This window comes from Microbacterium yannicii, from assembly GCF_024055635.1.
GTDB lineage: Bacteria > Actinomycetota > Actinomycetes > Actinomycetales > Microbacteriaceae > Microbacterium > Microbacterium yannicii.
The window spans coordinates 169,872-185,511 of sequence record NZ_JAMXMB010000040.1; the positions used below are offsets into that span (position 1 = coordinate 169,872).

Consider the following 15,640-nt stretch of genomic DNA (forward strand, 5'->3'; position numbering starts at 1 on the left):
CGGCGCAAAGCGCTGTGACGCGACGGCACGAGGCGCGGCGTGAGCGGGATCGCTCCGATCCGGAAGGCCCCCGTGCGCCGCAGAGCTGTCGCCATCGTCGCGTTGACGCTCGCCATGGCGACCGCTGCGGCGGGGGTCGCGCTCGCGGTCGCCGCAACGACGGCCGGCGCCGGCGCGCGCCCCGCGGCGTCGCCCGGCACGAACGCGACGGCCTCGGCATCCCCGTCGCCCTCGATCCCGGTGACAGCCGACGACTACTGCTACGTCGAGGCGATGATCTACTACCGCGTCAAGGAGCAGGAGCTCGCACAGACGCTGCTGCGCAAGGAGGGGCTCGATGCCGAGGCGAGCGGCTTCGCCACCGGCATCGCGGCCCGAGACGAGGACGACCTCGCCGAGCTGCGCGAGTGGTACGTCTCGTGGGTGGACGCCCGCCCGCTCGAGCCGCCCGCCGACGGCCCGTGCGGCGGTCACGGGGCCGACCACGCCCAGATGCCGGGCATGCCGTCGTGGAGCACGCTGCAGGGCTTCGTCGACGCCCGGCATCCCGACGCCGAACGCCGGTTCGCGGAGATCCTCCGCGACCAGAACGCGGGCATGGTGGCGCTCGTGAACCTGATCCTCGACGGCGAGCCGCATCCGGCGGTCGTGGAGTCGGCGCAGCAGGTGCTCGAGCAGGCCGCCTCCGACGCGGCCATCATCGACGGCATCCTCGCGCGGGAGCTGTGATCGCGGGCGGTGACGGATGCCGCGGCATCCGTCGTTCCCGGGTCACCAGTCGCTGAGCGCGCCGATCGGAGCGAGCGCGCGCGCCGCGTCGCGCAGCGCGCCGACGTGGCGTGCCGCGATCGAGACGCGTGAGAGGGAGGTCGACAGGGTCACCGCTCCGACGGGACGGGCGGCGTCGTCGTGGATGGGGACGGCGAGGCACCCGCGGTCGGACCTGAGCAGCGCGACCTGCTCGGTGTAGCCGCGCACCGCGTACGCCTCGTGGATGGCGCGGACGTCGCCGGGCGCCGCGTCGGTCCGCCAGCTCGGCGCCTGCGGCAGGCGCCGGTCGGGATGCGCGACCAGCCAGAGGTGGCCGATCGCCGATCGAGTGGGGTCGGCGAGCAGCACGTCGGGGTCCGACAGCGGCTGGGCCGCGTCCTCGTCGAGCACCAGGAGCCCGGAGCGGTGGAAGGCGAACAGGTGCACCGCTTCGCCCGTCTCGGTGCGGAGGCGCTCCACGACCGCGGCGTGGGCCGGTCGCGTGCGGGCGCCGACGATCGCGGCGAGCTCGAGCACCCGCGTGCCGAGGAGGAAACCCGAGAAGTCCGCTCGCCGTACGAGGTACTCGTCACGGACCAGCGAGTTGACCACGCGGTAGACGGTCGCCCGCGGGGCGCCGACGGCGCGGGCGATCTCGGCCGCCGACGCGCCACGGTCGTCGCGCGCGACCTGCTCCAGGATCTCCAGCGCGAGGCCGAGGCCCTTCTCCGGGAGCCGGGTGTCGCCCGCGAGACCCCCGCCGCTCACGTCCGCGCCGGCCCTTCGATGCAGTCCGAGTCGACGGGCCAGTCGTGCACGCCGATCCGGGCCGCCACCCGCGGGTGGCGCGCCAGCCGCAGCGAGCCGGCGCCGACGACGACGGCGAGGATCCCGCTCGCCCACAGCAGGCCGCCCGGGTTGTCACGCACCGTCGCGACGAGATAGAACCCCAGCACGCAGACGAGCCCCGCGAGGGGTAAGGCGCTGATGGCCACCGCACGGACTGTGAGCTCGCCGATCCGGGCGAGGAAGACCGGCGCCGCCGCGCACACCAGCGCGTAGGCCAGCACGAACCCGATGATCGAGGCGGGCGAGGTGACGATCCGCATGTCCTGCCGGCTGCCGCCGATCGCGAGGATCACGACGGGCACCGCCGTCACCACCGCGGCGAGCAGCATGCCGGCGACGGCGGGCACGCCCCGGCCAGAGACGCGGCCGAAGACCACCGGCAGCAGACCCTCGCGGCTCATCGCGAAGCCGAGCCGCGTCGCCGCATTCGTCATCGCCAGCGCGCACGCGAGGAAGGAGATCGCCACGATGACGTCGATGAGGCCCGACAGGCCCGTCACGGCGGCGAGGGATGCCGCGCCCGGCCGCTCCGCCACGATGGACAGCTGTGCGGCCGTCCCGACGAGCATGACCAGGCCCGTCGCCCCCACGCTGACCATCAGGGCGCGGGGCACCGCCGCGAAGGGACGGCGCGTCTCCGGACCGAGCGCCGCGCCGCTCTCGAACCCGACGAATCCGATCAGGGCGAACGCGACGCCCGTGATGACGGCCTCGATCGAGAAGTCCGAGGGGCGGGGCACGAGCAGCCCCAGATCCCACCGTGTGAGGCTGAGGGCGACGAGCGAGAGCACCAGCACCGTCGCCACAGCGATCGACTCGAGCACGAGCAGCATGCGCGTCGACATCCGCAGCCCGCGGGCGACGACCAGGGCGATGATGCCGCCGAACCCGGTGATGAGGACGACGACGAGCCACGGGGGAGCGGTTCCGCCGCTCAGGATGTTCGCGAGTCGCTGCGAGCCCGACGCCAGCGTGTTCATGGCGACGGCCAGATATCCGATGCCCAGGGCGGCGCCGGTGACGAGGCCGACGTGGGACCCGAGGCCGCGGGCCGCGAAGGTGTACAGGGAGCCCGTGCTCGCGATCCGGCGCGCGAACATGCCGATCACCAGCCCGACGCCCACCACGAGAGTGATCGTGATCGCGATGTCGAGCAACGCGAAGGATCCGCTGCGCGCGTAGGCGGCGGCGGGGTGGATGAGCAGGACGCCGGCGGGCGCGGTGGCCGCCACGGACTGCGCGACGACGTCGATCGTGCGGGCGTGACGACGGCGCAGGCCCGCGAAGGGCGAGCTGGACCCGAGGTCGTGCCTCGGCCGCGCCTGCTCGATCGCGTCCGCGAGTGCAGTGCTCACGCGTCCTCCTCCGTAGCCGGCGCTCGCCGCGGTGCGGCTGGGCGCGACGCTACCCGGCCCGCGTTGCCGGAAACGGCGGGCCGTGTTTCGGCCGCGTGACACGACGTGGGATCCGCGGACCGGAATCGGCCGAGGTCGTCTCAGGAGGATTTCGCCCGACGTTCGCGGCCTCGTACGACGGCGAAACGGCGCGGGCGAAGAATCGGCCCCGATGCGGGTGCGAGCCGTGTCATCGCCGTCGAAAGGAATCCTGTGACCGAACAACAGCTCTCTCCCGAGGGGGACTCGCCGCCCCCCTCGCGGCAGCGGCCGACACGCCGCGGCCGACTGCTCACCCCGCGCGCTCTCGGCATCGGCTCCGCGGTCGCCGCGGCGGCTGCCGCGGTCGCGCTCGTCTTCGCCACCCAGACCGCCGTGCAGGCGACCTCATCGCCCGCGACCACGGCATCCACCCCCATCGCCGCCGACAGCACGGACGAGGACGCGCCCGAGAAGGCCGAGGAAGTCGCCAAGCCGGCGACGATCGCGGCCGCCTACGACGCGCTGTCCGGCGCCGAAGTCGAGTACGTCCGCTTCGTGGGTGCGCAGGACGCGGCGTTCGCGGCCGGCGTCGACGTGTTCGGCGAGCCCGGACTGCAGTTCCTCTCGACCGATGTGGCCGACCCGCAGGCGTACGCCGACGGACAGCGGCGCCTCCTCTCGCTGTACTACGACTACGCCACCAACGAGACGGTCAGCATGATCGTCAACGCGACGACCGGAGCCGTCGAGGCCGTGGACCGCGCGTCGGGCACGCAGCCCGCACCGACAGATGCCGAGACCTCGCTCGCGTGGGAGCTGCTGCTCGACTCCGATGCGGCCCAGCCGGTCGTCGACGAGTTCGCTGCGCTGACCGGCGGCTCTGTCCTGACCCCGGCATCTGCCGAGGTCCTCCTCACCGCCCACTCGTTCGTCACGGATGCCGGATCCTTCGGTGCCGAGTCGTGCGGCGTCGACCGGTGCGTGCAGCTGCTCGCCCAGGTCGACGGCGGCGCGTTCCTCACCACCAGCACCTACGTCGTCAACCTGTCGACGCGGGCCGTCCTGTCCATCTCATGACCCTGGAGACCCTCCCGATGAAACGAAACCCCCTCCGCCGGCTGCTCGGCGCGGGCACCGCGATGGCGCTGCTGGCCGGCGGCCTCGTGCTGTCCGCACCGGCCGCGGCCTCCGCCCAGACCGTCACCGAGGCATCCTGCTCCGGCGACTCCCTCGTCTCGAAGACCCTCGAATCCGGATCCAGCTGGCAGATGTGCTGGCGCCTCGACACGTATCGCGGTCTCGTCCTCGACAAGATCGCATATCAGCCGCGCGACGACGCGGCGCCGATCCTCGTACTCGACTCCATCGCGCTCGCCCAGCTCAACGTGCCGTACGACACCGGCGCCACGGAGTACAACGACGTGACCACCTACCAGGTCGGCGGGCGTCGCCTGCAGGCCATCGCGGCGGTCGACTGCCCGGTCGGCGAGGTGCACAGTGCCTGGGTGGACGCGACCCGCGGTGAGATCCCGGCCGTCTGCATCGGCGAGGAGGACTCGGGTCTCGCCTACCGCTCGAACATCACCAACGATGCGCTGTACGCCGCGCAGGGCACCGACCTCGTGCTGCACAGCGTGTCGCGCATCGGCTGGTACGAGTATCAGACCGAGTACCGCTTCCACGACGACGGCGAGATCTCGGTGCGCCTCGGCGCGACCGGTGACCTGTCGCCCAACGACTACGTCGACGTCGTCAACCAGGGGTGGCCGATCGCCCCGGGTCAGGAGGACTTCGCGGTCAACCACTACCACTCGGCGTTCTGGCGCGTGGACTTCGGCCTCGACTCCGGCGCCACCCAGCAGGTCGAGAAGTTCGCGACCACGCCGACCGGTGAGTACGGCACCACGGGCGACACCGGTCACACCGCGATCCTCGAGACGCAGCTCACGCAGGTCACGAACGAGACCAAGACCATGGGCTCGAACCGCGAGGCGTACCGGGTCGTGAACCCCGAGAGCATCAACGCCGACGGGCACGCCCGCTCGTACGAGATCACCGTGCCCCGCGACCAGGCGTACAACCTCAACCCCGAGACGGACTACGACATCGCGTTCACGTCGGCCAAGTCGGACGAGATCCACGCCAGCCACAACCTCATCCCGTCGAAGGCGGGGCAGATGGTCAGCGACTACATCGCCGACGGTGAGGCGCTCGTAGACCCGGTGGCATGGGTGAACGTGGGCTTCCACCACATCAACCGCGACGAGGACCAGAGCCCGATGCCGATCCACTGGCAGGGCTTCACCCTCTATCCGCGTGATTTCGCGGCGCAGAACCCGAACATCCCCGAGGGCCGCAAGTGGGTCAACGGCGACATGCGCGGGGTGCCGAACCCGAACATCACGCCGACGCCCACCGCGTCGCCGACGCCCACGCCGACGACGGAGCCCACGACGGAGCCCACGCCGACGCCCACCGAATCCGGCAACGGGAACGGCAACGGGAACGGCAACGGCAACGGCAATGGGAACGGCAACGGGAACGGCAACGGCAACGGCAATGGGAACGGCAACGGCAACGGCAACGGCAACGGCAACGGCAACGGGGGCTCCACGGCGCCCGCGGCCGCACCTGTGACGTTCGGCAGCGCCGAGGTCGCCCCCGGCGCCGCACAGACGGCGACGGCCAGCGGCTTCACCCCCGGTGAGACCGTGAGCGCCGTGCTGCACTCCGACCCCGTCGACGTCGGCACGTTCGTGGCGGACAGCGAGGGCGTCGTGACGGCCCAGTTCGTCGTCCCGTCGGGTACCCCTGCCGGCGAGCACACCCTGGTGCTGACCGGGCAGACCTCGTCGGCCGTCGCGCAGGGATCGTTCACGGTGGCGTCCGCATCGCCGGCTGCCATCTTCGGCGCACTCGCCACGACCGGCACCGACGCGAACAACTGGGCGCTGTCGGGCATCCTGCTCCTGGTGGCAGGAGCCGGACTCGCGGCCACGTCGTGGCACCTGCGTCGCCAGCAGGCGCACAAGGGACAGGCCGCGGCCTGATCCCACCCGCGGGCGGCGCGTTCATCGCGTCGCCCCGCGGGACCCTTTCGCCGCGGAAGCCTCCGCCCGCGGCATCCGGAGCTGAAAGGTCCTCCTCATGCGCAGTCGTATCGCCGCCTTCGGCGTCGTGCTGGCCATGTCGACCGCGACGGTGGCAGCGGCCGCCGTCGGGCTCAGCCTGACGACGGGCGCCGAGTCGGCTCCACAGGCAGCCGCCGCGGGTGCGAGGACGGATGCCGCCACCGCCGCCTACCCGACCATCGAGGATCATTGCTACATCGAGGGCATGATCCCGCACCACGAACAGGCGCTCGAGCTCAGCAGCCTGGTGCTCGGCGCGACCGGCGTCCGGGATCGCACGCGGGCGCTCGCCGAATTCATCGTGGCCGACCAGACCGCGGAGATCGAGACGATGCGGGCCTGGCAGGACGCCTGGCGCCGCGCGATCCCCGCCGGCGGTCCGAGTGGCGGCCACGAGGGTCACGGTGGTGCACAGCCCGCAGCCGGAACCGTGCCGACGGGATGCGGCGATCACCCGCACACGCAGATGAAGGGCATGGCGAGCGCCGAGCAGCTCGCCGCGCTCGATGCCGCCGAGGCCGGCGCCGCGGACCGGATGTTCCTCGACCTGATGATCGCTCACCACGAGGGCGCGCTCGAGATGGCGGAGAGCGCGGTCCGTGAGGGGACGAATGCGTATGTGCGGTCGTCCGGCAAGCACGTGCTCGTCGAGCAGCAGCGCGAGATCGCGGCCATGACAACGCTCCTCGCCGAGGCGCCGTGACGGTCGTCGCCGGCTCGGCGGTGGTCGGCCGACCGCTCGGCGTCCGGCGACGGGCGCTCGTCGGGCTCGCCGCCCTCCTGATCTCCACCGGCGCCGCGCTCGCCTTCGCCGCGGCCTTCGGCGTCGCGACCGTGCGCAACGACTCCATGAACCCGACCCTCCACAGCGGCGACACGGTGCTGTTCGACCGATGGAGCATGCCCGCACGCGGGGACGTCGTGCTCCTCGTCGACCGCGAAGGATGGTCGGGCACACCGGACGCGCTCCTCGTGAAGCGCGTCGTCGGCGTCGCGGGCGACGTCGTGGTGTGCTGCGAGGCGGGAACCGGCCGGCTGCTCCTCAACGGCACTCCGGTCGAGGAGGTATACGCCGGTGCGGTCCGGCCGGGCGGCGACATCCCGTTCCGCGTCACCGTGCCCGACGGTGCTGTCTGGGTGATGGGCGACAACCGGGCCGCGTCTTCCGACTCCCGCGCATCGGTCTCGGCGCCCGGGCATGGCGCCGTCGCGCGCGACGACCTGCGTGGCACGGCTCGTGCGTGGTGGGGCGGCTAGCGCGCACGACGCGCACGGACGGGATGCCGGGGGCCGCGGCATCCGTCCACCCGCAGCAGTACCGCTCATGCGTTGTGGGGCGCCCTCGATGCCTCCGCGAGGCATAGCCTGGTGACATGGCGACGAAGCCCCCGAAAGCCGACATCGACGAGACGCGTGTGCGCGCGACCGCCCCCAAGAAGGTGGCCGTGGGCGTGCCCGCGGTGCTGCACGCGCTGCAGATCGCGAACGACCAGATGGGCGTGTCGCGGTCGGTGCAGACGCTGCTGCGCGTCAATCAGAAGGACGGCTTCGACTGCCCCGGGTGTGCGTGGCCCGAGGAGGACAAGCGGCACATCGCCGAGTTCTGCGAGAACGGCGCCAAGGCCGTCGCCGAAGAGGCGACGCTGCGCCGAGTGGGTCCCGACTTCTTCGCCGCGCACCCGCTGGACGAGCTGCGCGGCCACGACGACTGGTGGCTCGGTCAGCAGGGGCGGCTCACCCACCCGATGGTGCTGGAGGAGGGTGCGACGCATTACCGGCCCATCTCGTGGGACGACGCGCTGGCCCTGGTCGCGGATGAGCTGCGGTCGCTGGACGACCCCGCTGAGGCGGTGTTCTACACGTCGGGTCGCACGTCCAATGAGGCGGCGTTCCTGTACCAGCTGCTGGTGCGCGGACTGGGCACCAACAACCTGCCCGACTGCTCCAACATGTGCCACGAGTCGTCCGGCTCGGCGCTGACCGAGACGATCGGCATCGGCAAGGGCACCGTCTCGATCGACGACATCCACGAGGCCGACCTGCTCATCGTCGCCGGGCAGAACCCCGGCACGAACCATCCCCGCATGCTCTCCGCGCTCGAGAAGGCGAAGCAGCGCGGCGCGACGATCATCGCGGTGAACCCGCTGCCCGAGGCGGGGCTCATGCGGTTCGAGAACCCCCAGACGGTGCGGGGCGTGGCGTTCGGCGGCACCAAGCTCGCCGACCAGTTCCTGCAGATCCGGCTCGGCGGCGATCAGGCGCTGTTCCAGGCGATCGGCAAGCACCTGCTCGAGATCGACCCTTCGACAGGCTCCGGGACCGGTGCCGCGGTTCTCGACCACGAGTTCATCGCGGCGCACACCAGCGGCTTCGATGCGTACCGGCAGGCCATGGCGGATGCCTCGTGGCGCGACCTCGTCGCGGCCACGGGCCTTCCCGAGAAGTCGTTGCGGCGGGTCGCCGAGACGGTGCGCACATCCAAGGCCACGATCGTCTGCTGGGCGATGGGACTCACCCAGCACAAGCACTCCGTGCCGACGTTGCGCGAGGTGGTGAACATGCTGCTGCTCCAGGGCAACATCGGCCGCCCCGGCGCCGGCGTGTGTCCGGTCCGCGGGCACTCCAACGTGCAGGGCGATCGCACCGTGGGCATCTACGAGAAGCCGTCGGCGGCGTTCCTCGACGCCCTCGACACGGAGTTCGGCTTCGCCGCTCCGCGCGAGCACGGCTTCGACACGGTGGGCGCCATCCGCGCGATGCGCGACGGCCGCGTGCGGTTCTTCATGAGCATGGGCGGCAACTTCGTCTCGGCGACCCCCGATACCGCGGTCGTCGAGGCCGGCATGTCGCGCGTCGGGCTGACGGTGCACGTCTCCACGAAGCTCAACCGCTCGCACGTCGTCACGGGGCGCCGGGCACTGATCCTCCCGACGCTGGGCCGCACCGACCGCGACCGCCGCGGCGGCCGCGAGCAGCGCGTCACCGTTGAGGACTCGATGGGAGCGGTCCACGCCTCGCGGGGCCGCCTGGCCCCGCCGTCCGAGGAACTGCTCAGCGAGGTCGCCATCGTCGCCCGGCTGAGTGCGCTCGTGTTCGGAGCCGGCGCCGCGGATTCCGGCCGGGCCGCGGGTGCCGGCGGGGCCAGCACGTCGTCACGGGCGGAGGAGATGGCACGAGCGGAGGATGGTTTCGCGGCATCCGCTCCTCCTCTCCTCACATCCCCTCCGCTCGTCACGCGGGACGCCGAGGCTCCTGCCGACACCTCTCCTCCGCTCGTGGCAGGGGATGCGGCGGTGCACGCTGCCGACGCGGCGCGCCACGACCGCGGATACCCCGAGCGGTCACCGCGCGAGGAGGCTCGCTCCGACGGTCCCGATCCGGCCGGGTTGCGGCATCCGTCCAACGTCCCGCACGCGGACTGGGCGGCGCTCGAGGCGGACTACGCCCGGATCCGCGCCCACATCGCGCGGGTGATCCCGGGATTCGACGACTACGAGGAGCGCATCGACAAGGGGCGCACGCTGCACCTGCCCAACGGACCCCGCGATGCGCGCCGCTTCGCGACGGCCGACGGCCGGGCGCAGTTCACCGTCAACCCGCTCGAGTATCCGAGGATCCCGCGCGGGCGCCTGCTGCTGCAGACGCTCCGCTCGCACGACCAGTACAACACCACGATCTACGGCAAGGACGACCGGTACCGCGGCATCCACGGCGGACGCCGGGTCGTGCTCGTGAACGCGAAGGACATCGAGCACCTGGGCTTCGCCGAGAACGACATCGTCGACCTGGTGTCGGAGTGGCGGTCGCCCGACGGCACGCTCGAGGAGCGCCGCGCCGAGGAGTTCCGGATCGTCGCCTACCGCACGCCCCGTGGCAACGCGGCCGCGTACTACCCGGAGACGAACGTGCTCGTGCCGCTGGACTCCGTGGCCGATGTCTCGGGCACACCCACCTCCAAGTCCGTGATCGTGCGACTCGAGCGTCGCGCATGAGGGGCCCGGCGCGTGCCTAGGCTGGAGGCATGACCCGTGCCGCCGTCATCACCGTCTCCGACCGCTCGGCCGAGGGCAGCCGTCCCGATGCGAGCGGTCCTGTCGCGGTCGCCGCGTTGCGCGAGGCGGGGTTCGACTGCGCGAACGCCGTCGTCATCGCGGACGGGGCTGACAGCGTCGAGCGTGCGCTGACCGCGGAGGTCGTGGCGGGCGTCAAGCTCATCGTGACGACCGGCGGCACCGGTGTCTCGCCCCGCGACCAGACGCCCGAGGGCACGGCCCGCGTTGTCACGCGACAGGTGCCGGGTATCGCCGAGGAGTTGCGGCGACGCGGTGCCGCTGCGAAGCCCGCCGGCATGCTGACACGCGGCGTGGCCGGCGTCGTCGATCCGAACGGCGCGCTGGTGGTGAACCTGCCGGGGTCCCCGGGCGGCGTGGCCGACGGGATGCCGGTGGTGTTGTCGGTCGCGAGGCATGTGCTCGACCAGCTCGGCGGAGGGGACCACTGATGGCCGTGTCGACCGACGCCGTGCGGGTGGCCGCCATCAGCGCTGAACCGCTCGATCTCGACGCGCACCTCCGCGCGGTGGATGACCCGCGGATGGGCGCTGTGACGACATTCGTCGGTCGCGTGCGCGATCACGATCCGGATGCCGCCACCGCCGTCGTCGCCCTCGAATACTCCGCACACCCCGATGCCGCAGCGGCGCTCGCCGCTCTGGCTGCGGCCGCGATCGGCTCCTCCGGGGCGCTGGTTGCCGTGTCGCACCGGGTCGGCACACTGCGCGTCGGCGACGCCGCCGTCGTGATCGCGGTCGCGTCCGCACACCGCGCGGAGGCGTTCGAGGTGTGCCGCACGCTCATCGAGACCATCAAGACCGGGCTGCCGGTGTGGAAGCGCCAGGTCGAGTCCGACGGCACCGCCACCTGGCTCGGGCTCGGCGGCTGATGCCGCAACTGGTCCGCGCCACCGCCTCCGACCTCCCGGAGCTGGTGGCGTTCCTGCGGCTGGCGGACCTCACTCTCGCGGGCCTCGACGCGCCAGGGGTGCGGCTGTGGATCGTGCGTGACGACACCGGACGGATCGTCGGCAGCACCGGCTTCGAACGGAGCGGGGAGCACGCGCTCATCCGCAGCGTCGCCGTGCATCCCGATGCCCGCCGCTCCCGGCACGGCACCGCGCTCGCACGGGCGGCGCTGGACGAAGCCGCCGCCGAGGGTGTCGCCCGTGCGTGGCTGTTCAGCCGCCGGTCCGGACCGTTCTGGCAGAGCCTGGGTTTCGAGCCGGCGGATCGGACGGCGCTCGCCGCCGCCCTTCATGACACCGAGCAGGTCCGCCTGTTCGTGCAGACGGGGCAGCTCGAGCGCGAGACCGCCTGGTCGCGTCGTCTGCCCTGAGCGGCGGTATGGGTCAGCCGCCCGCGAAGGGGGGCAGCACGTCGACGAGGTCGTCCGCGCCGAGCGGCGTGTCGTCCTCGACCCGCGAGCCTCCGACGAGCACCGCGCACCGCGGCAGGATCCCGCTCAGCCCGGGAAACTCCTCCGACACGGCGCGGCGCAGTTCGCCCAGCGTCGCCTCCGCGCGGCGCTCGGTGTCGAGCCCCGTCGCCTCCTGGGCCGCGGCGAAGTAGCGGACGACGGCCATCAGACCTCGTGCTCCCAGTCGGCGGCGAGAGCGGTGATCGCAGCCACGGCGGACTCGATGTCGGCCGGAGAGCCGCCGTTGCGACCTGCGACCAGCCCGGCCACGAATGCGCTGAACGGTGCCGCCGGGCGTGCCACGCCGACAGCGACGTCGCGTGCGAGGTCGAGGATCAGCGACACCGGCACGTCTTCGGGCGCGAGATCGAACCGTTCGCGCAGCGCGGCGGCCCAGGCGTCGAGGGCCTCGGGGGGAAGGGTGCGGGACCGCTCGCTCATGGCGACTCCTCCAGGCTGGGGTGCGCGTGGTCGGCCCGCGCGCGGGCCTCGTTCAGATCCTCCCACGTGTCGACATCGCGGGTCAGGTCGTCGGGTGCGGCGACGACCGCGATCGCCAACTCCGCGACGAGCGTGCGCACGGGTTGGTCACGTCCTCGGTCGGGGAGAGCGGATGCCGCCTGCCGCAGCGCCCGCGTGCGGTACACGCCCGTCAGCCACTGGGGTCGGCTCGAGGCGTCGCCGAGGCACAGCCCCTCGGTGTCGGCGGGCAGCAGGGGGAGATCGCCCACCAGCCGCCGGACTGCGGCATCGACGCCGGGGAGGTCGCAGGCCAGCACGAGCGTCCACTCCGGGTCGTCGTCCGCCGGCCAGGATGCGAGCGCCGCGACCACGGCAGCGACGGGGCCGCCGAAGGGCGGCTCCTCGCGCACCCATTCGACGGCGAGGCTCTCATCGAGCACCGGTGCCACCACGGTGAGTGGCCGGGCTCCGGCATCCGTCGCCGCGGTCACGGCCGCTGCGAGCAGTGTGCGCCCGCCGACCTCGAACAGTGGTTTGACGGCGCCGTCCACGCGCGTGCCGCGGCCGCCGGCGAGCAGGATCGCGCCCAGGACGGCGGGGACGTCGGGTCGCCGGCCGGGCATCAGCTCTCGGCCGGGCGGTGCCAGTCGCCGCTCTTGCCGCCGGTCTTCGTGACGATGCGCACGTTCTCGATCGAGGTCCCCTTGTCGAGGCCCTTCACCATGTCGACGACGGCGAGCCCGGCCACCGACACCGCCGTGAGGGCCTCCATCTCGACGCCGGTGCGGTCGGCGGTGCGCACCGTCGCCTCGATCTCGATGCCGTCGTCCTCGATCGCCAGGTCGACGGCGGCGCCGTGCACGCCGATGACGTGGGCGAGCGGCAGCAATTCGGGGGTGCGCTTGGCCGCCTGGATGCCGGCGATGCGCGCGACGGCGAGCACATCGCCCTTCGGCACCGACCCGTCGCGCAGCGCGGCGACGACGTGGGGCGCGCAGCGCACGAAGGCGCGGGCCGTCGCCGAACGCACCGTCGGCTGCTTGAGCGTGACGTCGACCATGCGGGCATTGCCGGCATCGTCGAGGTGCGTGAAGGTCGGCGGTTCGGGCGTGCTCATGAGATCAGCATGACATCGACGACATCGCCTGCCGCCACCGCGTCGACCTCGGCGGGCACGACGGCATACGCCTCGGCCCGGCCGAGTCCGCCGGCGAGGTGGGATCCGCCGCTCGTCGCGGGGATGGCGCGCCAGGTGGCCGGATCGGAGCGGTCGATCGTGACGGGCAGGTACTGGCGCCGGCCCGGCGGTGTGCGCCAGCCGGCTCCGGCCTGCAGTGCGACGACGGGACGGTCGAGCGCCCGGCGACCCTGAAGGCGCAGCAGTGCCGGACGCACGAAAACTTCGAACGAGACCGCCGCGCTGACCGGGTTGCCCGGCAGCCCGAACAGCAGCGTGCCGGCGCCGAGGCGGCCGAACCCTTGCGGTTTGCCGGGCTGCATCGCGACCTTCGAGAAGGCCATGGTCTCGGCGAGCGTGGTCTTGACCACCTCGTACGCTCCCGCGCTGACGCCGCCCGAGAAGATGACGACATCCGCGGCGCCCGGCGACCCGGGGGCCGTCACCTCGGCGAGCAGGGCGTCGAGCGCCCCGCCCTCGTCGGGAACGCTGGCGCGGCGCACGACCTCGGCGCCTGCCTCGGTGGCGAGGGCGGCGAGCAGGATGCTGTTGGATTCGGGGATCTGACCGCGACGTAGCGGTGATCCGGGCTCGACGAGCTCGCTGCCCGTGGAGATCACGGCGACGCGCGGTCGGCGTGCCACCACGACGTCGGCGACGCCGGCCGCGGCCGCGGCCGCGGCCTGCAGGGGGCCGAGCAGCTCGCCGGCAGGCAGCACCTCGTCGCCGGCGCGCGCGTCCTCACCGGCCCGACGGATGTGGGCGCCCACGGCGTGCGGAGCCCGCTGCACCGAGATCGCGCCGAGGGAGTCGGCGAGCCCGCCCGCCGTGTCTTCGAACGGAACTATCGCGTCGGCAGCCGTCGGGACCGCCGACCCGGTCATGATGCGTGCAGCCTCGCCGGGCCCGAGGGTCGGGTCGGCGTCGGTGCCGGCGGGCAGGTCGGCGACGACGCGGAGCGTCGCCGGGGCGACCGCCACGTCCTCGAAGCGGACGGCGAACCCGTCCATCGCCGAGTTGTCGAACACCGGGATGTCGACCGCTGCCCGCACCGGTTCGCGCAGCGTGCGGCCGTGGGCGGCGGCGAGCGGGACGCGCTCGCTCTCCAGCGGCTCGGCCGCCGCGAGCACGTCGGCGAGGTGCTCCTCGACGGTGCGCAACCCGCTCACGCGCGCACCGCCGCGCGGTCCGCGTCGGCGGCGTCGCGGTTCCACGCGTCCATGCCGCCGGCGAGGACCGAGGCATCGACCCCCGCGGCACGCAGAGCCGCCGCCGCGCGCTGCGCCCGCATGCCGACCTGGCACACCACGACGACGCGCGAAGCCTCCACTCGCCGAGGCTCGGCGAGCACGTCGCCGAGCGGCAGCAGCACCGCGCCGGGGATGACGCCGCGCGCCGTCTCGAACGGCTCGCGCACGTCCAGCAGCACGGCCCCAGCGCGCTGGGCGGCGAGCGCCTCGCCCGGAGTGAGCTGCGGGACGCGCTCCGGGCGGGTGTTCTCCGCAGCCCTTGGGGAACCCACGCTGACTCCGGGGGTACCGCTGGCGACCGCCGGCGCCGGGGCAGGCGCGCCCGCGGAGGCGTCGGGGGAACGGACTGCCGCCGGGCGGAGCGGCACCTCGTCCGTCCGGCCGCGGAGGGCGTCGATCACCAGCACGCGTCCGAGCAGCGGCTCGCCGACGCCCGTGATGAGCTTGATGGCCTCGGTGGCCAGGAGCGCACCGACCTGCAGGCAGAGGGCGCCGAGCACACCGACCTGTGCGCACGAGGGCGCCTCGCGACCGGCATCCGGCGGGTAGAGATCGGCGAGGCGGACGGGCACCGTGCCGGCGGGCGGGGCCGACCAGAAGACCGTCGCCTGCGCGTGGAACTCCTGCACGACGCCCCACACGAGCGGAACGCCGAGGTCCTCGCACGCGGCGGCCACGGCCTCACGGGTCTCGAACGTGTCGGTGCCGTCGATGACGACGTGCGCGCCCGACAGCAGCTCGCGGGCGTTGACGGGCGTGAGCACGGCCTGCACCGGCCGTACCACCGTGGTGGGGGAGAGGTCGGCGGCGATGCGGACGGCGGACCCGACCTTGGCGGCACCGACATCGCCGACACGGTGCATCACCTGCCGCTGCAGATTGGATGCCTCGACCAGGTCGTCGTCGATCACCGTGAGGGTGCCGACCCCGGCGGCCGCCAGCGCCAGCACGGCGGGGGAGCCGAGGCCGCCCGCACCGACGACCGCGACGTGGGCGGCGGCGAGGCGGCGCTGTGCGAGATCGCCGAAGCCGGCGAGGACGCGGTGTCGCGCGGTCCGCGTGCGCTCCGGATCGCTCAGCTCGGCGAGGGGTTCGACGAGTGGGGGAAAGGCCATATCGACAGGCTACGCCGCGCGCATCGGGGGTCGGGCGCCGCCCGCCCGATCACGCCTGA

Annotated in this window: 17 protein-coding genes; 9 read left to right on the forward strand and 8 right to left on the reverse strand. The window is 73.0% G+C overall.

All coding sequences use genetic code 11. From position 1 onward, the window contains the following. Positions 1-39: 39 nt before the first annotated feature. Complete coding sequence (locus NCG93_RS18495) at positions 40-729, forward strand: DUF305 domain-containing protein (RefSeq protein WP_194413193.1); 690 nt, start codon at positions 40-42, stop codon at positions 727-729. Positions 730-771: 42 nt separating this feature from the next. Here the strand turns inward: NCG93_RS18495 and NCG93_RS18500 are convergent, their stop codons facing one another. Together NCG93_RS18500 and NCG93_RS18505 are read right to left on the reverse strand one after the other, a co-directional pair. Next, complete coding sequence (locus NCG93_RS18500; RefSeq protein ID WP_194413194.1) at positions 772-1,518, reverse strand: IclR family transcriptional regulator; 747 nt, start codon at positions 1,516-1,518, stop codon at positions 772-774. Beyond that, the gene (locus NCG93_RS18505) at positions 1,515-2,954 is read right to left on the reverse strand and encodes an APC family permease (protein WP_194413195.1); all 1,440 of its coding nucleotides are present in this window, start codon (positions 2,952-2,954) and stop codon (positions 1,515-1,517) included. The genes NCG93_RS18500 and NCG93_RS18505 overlap by 4 nt, the downstream gene beginning before the upstream one ends. A 252-nt stretch (positions 2,955-3,206) precedes the next feature. Here NCG93_RS18505 and NCG93_RS18510 point away from each other — a divergent pair, with 252 nt between their 5' ends. From NCG93_RS18510 to NCG93_RS18545, 8 genes are all read left to right on the forward strand, one after another. Beyond that, positions 3,207-4,052 carry a hypothetical protein gene (locus NCG93_RS18510; RefSeq protein ID WP_194413196.1) on the forward strand — a complete coding sequence of 282 codons (846 nt, stop codon included), beginning with the start codon at positions 3,207-3,209 and terminating at the stop codon, positions 4,050-4,052. A 17-nt stretch (positions 4,053-4,069) separates the two neighbouring features. After that, positions 4,070-6,025, forward strand: coding sequence for a copper amine oxidase (locus NCG93_RS18515; protein WP_194413197.1), 1,956 nt, complete (start codon positions 4,070-4,072; stop codon positions 6,023-6,025). A gap of 97 nt (positions 6,026-6,122) precedes the next feature. Further along, positions 6,123-6,809, forward strand: coding sequence for a DUF305 domain-containing protein (locus NCG93_RS18520; RefSeq protein ID WP_194413198.1), 687 nt, complete (start codon positions 6,123-6,125; stop codon positions 6,807-6,809). After that, positions 6,806-7,363 (forward strand): signal peptidase I, encoded by a 558-nt coding sequence (lepB, locus tag NCG93_RS18525; protein WP_194413199.1) that lies wholly within the window; start codon positions 6,806-6,808, stop codon positions 7,361-7,363. The genes NCG93_RS18520 and lepB overlap by 4 nt, the downstream gene beginning before the upstream one ends. Positions 7,364-7,479: 116 nt before the next feature. Next, entirely contained in the window at positions 7,480-10,098 is a 2,619-nt protein-coding gene (locus NCG93_RS18530; RefSeq protein WP_241741597.1) for an FdhF/YdeP family oxidoreductase, read from the forward strand. Positions 10,099-10,127: 29 nt separating this feature from the next. After that, positions 10,128-10,607, forward strand: coding sequence for a MogA/MoaB family molybdenum cofactor biosynthesis protein (locus NCG93_RS18535; protein ID WP_194413200.1), 480 nt, complete (start codon positions 10,128-10,130; stop codon positions 10,605-10,607). Beyond that, positions 10,607-11,047 carry a molybdenum cofactor biosynthesis protein MoaE gene (locus NCG93_RS18540; RefSeq protein ID WP_194413201.1) on the forward strand — a complete coding sequence of 147 codons (441 nt, stop codon included), beginning with the start codon at positions 10,607-10,609 and terminating at the stop codon, positions 11,045-11,047. Before NCG93_RS18535 ends, NCG93_RS18540 begins: the two co-directional genes overlap by 1 nt. Beyond that, positions 11,047-11,496 carry a GNAT family N-acetyltransferase gene (locus NCG93_RS18545; protein WP_194413202.1) on the forward strand — a complete coding sequence of 150 codons (450 nt, stop codon included), beginning with the start codon at positions 11,047-11,049 and terminating at the stop codon, positions 11,494-11,496. The genes NCG93_RS18540 and NCG93_RS18545 overlap by 1 nt, the downstream gene beginning before the upstream one ends. A 13-nt stretch (positions 11,497-11,509) precedes the next feature. Here the strand turns inward: NCG93_RS18545 and NCG93_RS18550 are convergent, their stop codons facing one another. From NCG93_RS18550 to NCG93_RS18575, 6 genes are read right to left on the reverse strand one after another with little or no spacing between them, the layout of a single operon-like run. Continuing rightward, positions 11,510-11,743, reverse strand: a complete 234-nt coding sequence (locus NCG93_RS18550) for a MoaD/ThiS family protein (RefSeq protein WP_194413203.1) — start codon at positions 11,741-11,743, stop codon at positions 11,510-11,512. After that, entirely contained in the window at positions 11,743-12,018 is a 276-nt protein-coding gene (locus tag NCG93_RS18555) for a DUF6457 domain-containing protein (RefSeq protein ID WP_194413204.1), read from the reverse strand. The genes NCG93_RS18550 and NCG93_RS18555 overlap by 1 nt, the downstream gene beginning before the upstream one ends. Then, positions 12,015-12,662, reverse strand: a complete 648-nt coding sequence (mobA, locus tag NCG93_RS18560) for a molybdenum cofactor guanylyltransferase (RefSeq protein WP_194413205.1) — start codon at positions 12,660-12,662, stop codon at positions 12,015-12,017. Before mobA ends, NCG93_RS18555 begins: the two co-directional genes overlap by 4 nt. Next, on the reverse strand, positions 12,662-13,156 hold the full coding sequence (gene moaC, locus NCG93_RS18565; protein WP_194413206.1) for a cyclic pyranopterin monophosphate synthase MoaC: 495 nt from the start codon (positions 13,154-13,156) through the stop codon (positions 12,662-12,664). The genes mobA and moaC overlap by 1 nt, the downstream gene beginning before the upstream one ends. Next, on the reverse strand, positions 13,153-14,385 hold the full coding sequence (locus tag NCG93_RS18570) for a molybdopterin molybdotransferase MoeA (protein WP_194413207.1): 1,233 nt from the start codon (positions 14,383-14,385) through the stop codon (positions 13,153-13,155). Before NCG93_RS18570 ends, moaC begins: the two co-directional genes overlap by 4 nt. Continuing rightward, positions 14,382-15,581 carry a ThiF family adenylyltransferase gene (locus tag NCG93_RS18575; RefSeq protein ID WP_194413208.1) on the reverse strand — a complete coding sequence of 400 codons (1,200 nt, stop codon included), beginning with the start codon at positions 15,579-15,581 and terminating at the stop codon, positions 14,382-14,384. Before NCG93_RS18575 ends, NCG93_RS18570 begins: the two co-directional genes overlap by 4 nt. Positions 15,582-15,640: the final 59 nt, after the last annotated feature.